General features: G+C 46.6%; 3 protein-coding genes. 1 reads left to right on the plus strand and 2 read right to left on the minus strand.

From position 1 onward, the window contains the following. Positions 1–170: 170 nt before the first annotated feature. Together FC82_RS13765 and FC82_RS13770 are read right to left on the minus strand one after the other, a co-directional pair. Positions 171–1,967: an FAD-binding protein gene (locus tag FC82_RS13765; protein ID WP_054762895.1), complete on the minus strand. Its 1,797-nt coding sequence runs from the start codon at positions 1,965–1,967 to the stop codon at positions 171–173. A 174-nt stretch (positions 1,968–2,141) separates the two neighbouring features. Further along, positions 2,142–3,920, minus strand: coding sequence for an FAD-dependent oxidoreductase (locus FC82_RS13770; protein WP_056997293.1), 1,779 nt, complete (start codon positions 3,918–3,920; stop codon positions 2,142–2,144). Positions 3,921–4,105: 185 nt separating this feature from the next. Here FC82_RS13770 and FC82_RS13775 point away from each other — a divergent pair, with 185 nt between their 5' ends. After that, positions 4,106–5,041 carry a LysR family transcriptional regulator gene (locus FC82_RS13775; protein WP_056997294.1) on the plus strand — a complete coding sequence of 312 codons (936 nt, stop codon included), beginning with the start codon at positions 4,106–4,108 and terminating at the stop codon, positions 5,039–5,041. Positions 5,042–5,050: the final 9 nt, after the last annotated feature.

The following is a 5,050-nucleotide window of genomic DNA, read 5'->3' on the forward strand; positions in this document are numbered from 1 at the left end:
CATAAAGTCAAATACGTTTCAAAACTCTCCACCAATACCAGTTGACAAAGAGCCCTTTTACTATGACCGTTGACGTAATGTGTTAGCCGATCGGCGTCGTGTGAATACGTTAATTTTTATTATTGAAAATTAAAAACCCCACTGAATCAGTGGGGTTTAATTTAATTTTTTTATTTAATCTTTGATAGTGCATCACGCACTGCATCCTTGATAGCACGACTAGCGGCGGAAGCACCAGAAATGGCATCTACATCCGCACTGTTTTGTCTTACAATTTGGTTAGGTAGTTCTGCAATCGCAGTGGCAGCAACATCTTCACTTTCATGTTGTTCGACGATTTCAACTTTGGTGATTTTATTATTAGCGTAAGTGACTCTAACGATTAATTGACCACCAACACCCTTGTTACTGTAACCGAGGTACTGGTTTGCACCGACTTCAAATTGAGAAGCCTTTGCATTCGCGATAATATCATTACGACCCAGACTTTCAGTGGCCAGCTGTAGGGTAGCATTTGAACCTTTATCTCTGGAAGCATTTTCACCAGCAATTTTCCCAAAAATCAGGCATTCAGCTAGGTTGCCACCAGCTTGATACATGTTGGCATTGATGCCACCTAGTTCACCCGCACTGTATAGATTTGGGATAGGTTCGTTATTTGTATCCAAGACTTCAGCTTTTACATTACGTTGTGGACCGCCCTGGGTGTTTAACACATCATGATCAACGGCAGCAGCGTAGTAGGGACCGTTTTTGGTAAATTGGCGTAAAGTTTTAGGATCCCGGCCAAATTGTTCGTCCTGCTGATTCTCTGCGAATTTGTTAAACTTGTTTACGTTTTGTTTGAGAATAACAGGATCGGCATTAATTTTACCTGCTAATTCTTCAATTGATTCGGCGCTGATAATATCCGTTAGCCAATCACTGTACGGGCTGTCATGGTCATTTTTCAAGTCATCAAGTTGTTTAGCATCAAAAATGAGGTGCGGATGCTCATTCGGACGAACAACATGCCACTGACCGTTTTGATAGACATGGCCGTGACGATTCTGCTCATCTTCCTTAGTATAACGATTACCATCGTCACCAGCTAAGAAAATTGAGCCGGTAAAGAGCTTGGCGTACTTGGGATTGATAAAGTAACCGCGTTCGCCTTCAGGAACCTTGAAGACCATACCATTAAGAATGCCGATAGCTTCATAGTTGGTCATGTGCCATAATTTAGCGCCGACTTCGATGCCCATCCGAACACCGTCACCGTGGTTGTACAGGCTGCCTAGTGGAGTCAGATGTGTGACACCAAGGTAGTTTTGCAGCATCTCTTTGTTATTTTCAAACCCGCCGGTGGCTAAAACTACGCCGTTACGGACTTGAATGTTGACTAGTTTGCCTTTGCGTTCAATTTGAGCGCCAAGTATTTTATGAGTTTCGGGGTCTTGGATTAAATGTGTAGCGGATGATTCCAGCCAGATATCGATTTTATCAGCTCGTTTTGTGACTTGCTCACGCAATACTTTCCATAATGAAGCATCGAATAGTCCTTTATGAACTAAGGTAAAGTCTAACGTATCAGAACCGGGAAATTCTGGATATTCTGGTAACGCATAACTATGGATCTTTAAATCATACTTAGCGCTGACTGGGTCAACCTCTAAATAATCTTTGAGGTAGTTCGGCAGGTCATGCATGCCGTGAACATAGGTTGTCAGCATTTCCTTGTCGTAGATTTTTGGTGCATACAATGCTTGATAGTAGCTCAGTAATTTATTATAGTCTTCACCACTGTTTAACAATTGGGCAGCATAGCGGGTATTTCCACCTTCGTGTCCGAGAGGAGCAGCATCCACTAATAGAACATGAGCGCCGTTATCAGCTGCAAAACGAGCTGCCGTGGCACCTGCACCACCAAAGCCGATAACTAATGTGTCATAGGTCGCGTTCCAATTAATATCAGTTTGAGTTGTCATTTTTATTCCTCCAATTACAATTCTTTTTGTGAAGTACTTCATTAGCATAACACTAAACTTTTAAATTCTGTAAATGATGACACAATGATGAGAAAAACTTTATGATTCGAATGTAGATCGAAAATAAAACTGGTATTGGTTTTAAGACCAACACCAGTTTTACTATCTTGCACTTTAATCCAAATTCAAAGCCGAACTAGCAGCTCGCCGTCCCTGATGCACGGCACCGCCAACAGCGGTTCCTGAACCGGGATAGTAGGAACCCATCCAACCACCGGCATTCAGGCCAGCAGCATACAGGCCATTAATTTGGTTATTGTACATATCTAAGACGTTGCACTTGGCATCGATCTTCAGCCCGCCGATGGCACCCAAGTTTCCTGGGGTGTTGCGGTAAGCGTAGTAGGGGGCAGTAAATTCAGCCACGCCCATTGTTCGATTGTATTCGGGGTCGGAACCTTTTTGCGCGTTTACGTTCCAGGTATCGACACTCTTTTTCAGGTTTTCAGCGGGCACACCGATCTTGTCTGCCAGATCCTGTAAATTATCCGCGGTGACCACCAGACCACTGTCTACGTCCTTGGCCAGACTCTCTGCGGTCCAAGGGCTCGTCTTCACCTGAATGGAATCGTGGCCGAAAATTTGATAGGTTGGTTTATCCAACTGTTTTTCAGCGTTGAAGATGGCTCGGAAACCATAGGCGTAGGTTGCGTCTTCGTTGACAAAGCGCAGGCCGTTACCGTTGACGAAAATGGAAGGAATGGTTGGCACGCGGTCATCCGTCCCGTTCCCTGTCCGGGCGTCAAAGTCGATGGTTCCGCCAAAACCAGTCACGGCAGCGCCAATCGTCATACCCATGACGATGCCATCGCCGCGGTCGGTCTTCACTGACCAGCAGTGGTGAGCTTTTACATCTTCGTAGTGTTGCGGACTCAAATCTTTCGCCAGCGCCAGGTTCTGGTCGATTGACGCGGTCGCGAGAATGACCCCTCGACGTGCCTTGACGTAGCGGACTTCGTTGTTTTCTTCAACGGCAACCCCGGCAACGCTTTGAGCCGTTTCATCGGTCAACACGAGCCCAACCGCAGCGGTATTGTAAATGATTTTGGCGCCTTGATCTAACGCGTACTTCAACAAGTGCTGCGTCAGAACGATGCCGTTACCGCCGACCCCGCCGCCTTCGTACACGTGGATCCGGTCGGCAAAGTTATCCTTGGCGTAGGGAATTTCAGTGTGGCCGTAAACGCTGGTCCACTTAATGCCCATTTTGGCTAACCAGGTCAGGTTTTTCGGTGAGTTTTCCGTGAAATCGTGGACGAGGTCCTGATAGACACGGCCTTCGCCGGCTTTCATATACTCGGCTTCGTGGCGGGCAGGGGTGTCGTTTTTAAAGTTGGTGTATTCTTTTTGCCACTGGTCGCCGGCAGCTTGAATAACCCCGCCGGAGTAGTTGGTTGTCCCACCGGCGATCCCGGCTTTTTCGACAACAAGCACTGATGCGCCGCTTTCGGCAGCCGTCGCTGCAGCGGATAATCCAGCGCCACCGGCACCGACGACAACCAGGTCGTAGGACGTATCGTAATTGACGTCCGCTTCGAAGAGTTTATCCTTTAGAATCGGGTAGTTGGCAGTCTTCGGCGTGCCAGATGTGCTGCCACCTTCTTTGGAGGCGCTGGTAAAGGCATCGACTTGGTCGCCAGTGTACTGCGCGTAAGCGTTTTGAGCTGCCTTCCGGAAGGCCCCAGTCGAAATGGACGCGCCTGAAATGGCATCTAAATCAACTGTCTTGAGACTGTTTGCCTGACCCAGCCAGGTTTCAATACCGGCCGCACCAATCGTGTTTGGACTGATGCTTTCACCTTCAACGCTGGTGATCTTGCCCTCTGAATCAACTGTCACCTTAGCAGTGACGTCACCGTGAAAGCCTTTCTCTGTTGCTGAATATTGCGTCATTTGATTCACCTCATTGGTTAAATTGATGCCAGCTGACGAGTATCGCCGCTAGCCATAAAACGGTAAAAACGATTGTGAAGTTTCTAGCTATACCGCTTACAATTTGATTATAGTTGGGCTATAATCATTAGTGAAATTAATAATGATTATCAATAATATAGATTGTTAATCGTTGGAGGCTGACCATGGACATAAATCGCCTGAAAGTATTTGTTAATTTGGTGGAGACAAGAAACTACACGCGGACTGCGAAGGCCCTGCACATGTCTCAGCCGATGGTGACGCATGATATTAAAGCAATTGAAAATGAGATCGGCACGAAATTGTTCGACCGGAGTAATAAGTACGTCCATGTGACGAGTTACGGTGAGGCGTTTTATAACAAAATCAAACCGCTGATCAACCACTACTACATGGCTGTGCAGGATATTCAGCGTGCCAGCAATGACGAACAGAACACGATCACCATCGGTTTTTCGTACACCCCGTTTAACAGTCTGATGATTCCGATTTGGATCCGCGGGTTCAACGCGTTGTATCCGAACGTGAAGTTTAACATTGAAACGCTGAACCACAATAAGCTGAAACACTATCTGGAAACTAGTGAAATCGATATTTTGATGAGCAGCCGCGAAGACGAAGAGGGGCTCTCAAACATTAAAATCTATCCGCTGATGACGGACCATTTTTTTGCGCTGATGTCGAAGAACCATCCGTTAGCCAGACAACCGCGCTTGTCGTTCACGGATCTGCAAAACGAGCGTGTGATTTTTGTGGATAATGACTGGGTCGGCAGCGAGTCCGTGAAGCTGCAGGAAAAACTGCTGCAGACCAATGACCATCTTGAGGTCACGTACACGAATGATTTTGCCTCGGCTGAGATTCTGATCAATGCGGACCAGGGTATCGGCTTCGGCCTGAATTTTATTTACCCGGATAACAATCCGCGACTGGTGCACGTTCCGGTTGAATGGCCGCAGGTGATCGGCTTTGACGCGGTGGCGCATAAGGCCAATGAAAAACACTGTGTGCACGATTTTATTAAGTACATCCAAAATGAGAGCGACAAAAAAAGGCTCTTTGTCAACTGGTATTGGTGGAGAGTTTTGAAACGTATTTGACTTTATGTC

The organism is Secundilactobacillus collinoides DSM 20515 = JCM 1123, from assembly GCF_001435975.1.
Taxonomy (GTDB): domain Bacteria; phylum Bacillota; class Bacilli; order Lactobacillales; family Lactobacillaceae; genus Secundilactobacillus; species Secundilactobacillus collinoides.

Excerpts from the sequence above, each read along its gene's own strand:
- FC82_RS13775 (WP_056997294.1), top strand. The coding sequence starts at position 4,106 with ATGGACATAAATCGCCTGAAAGTATTTGTTAATTTGGTGGAGACAAGA.
- FC82_RS13765 (WP_054762895.1), bottom strand. The coding sequence starts at position 1,967 with ATGACAACTCAAACTGATATTAATTGGAACGCGACCTATGACACATTA.
- FC82_RS13770 (WP_056997293.1), bottom strand. The coding sequence starts at position 3,920 with ATGACGCAATATTCAGCAACAGAGAAAGGCTTTCACGGTGACGTCACT.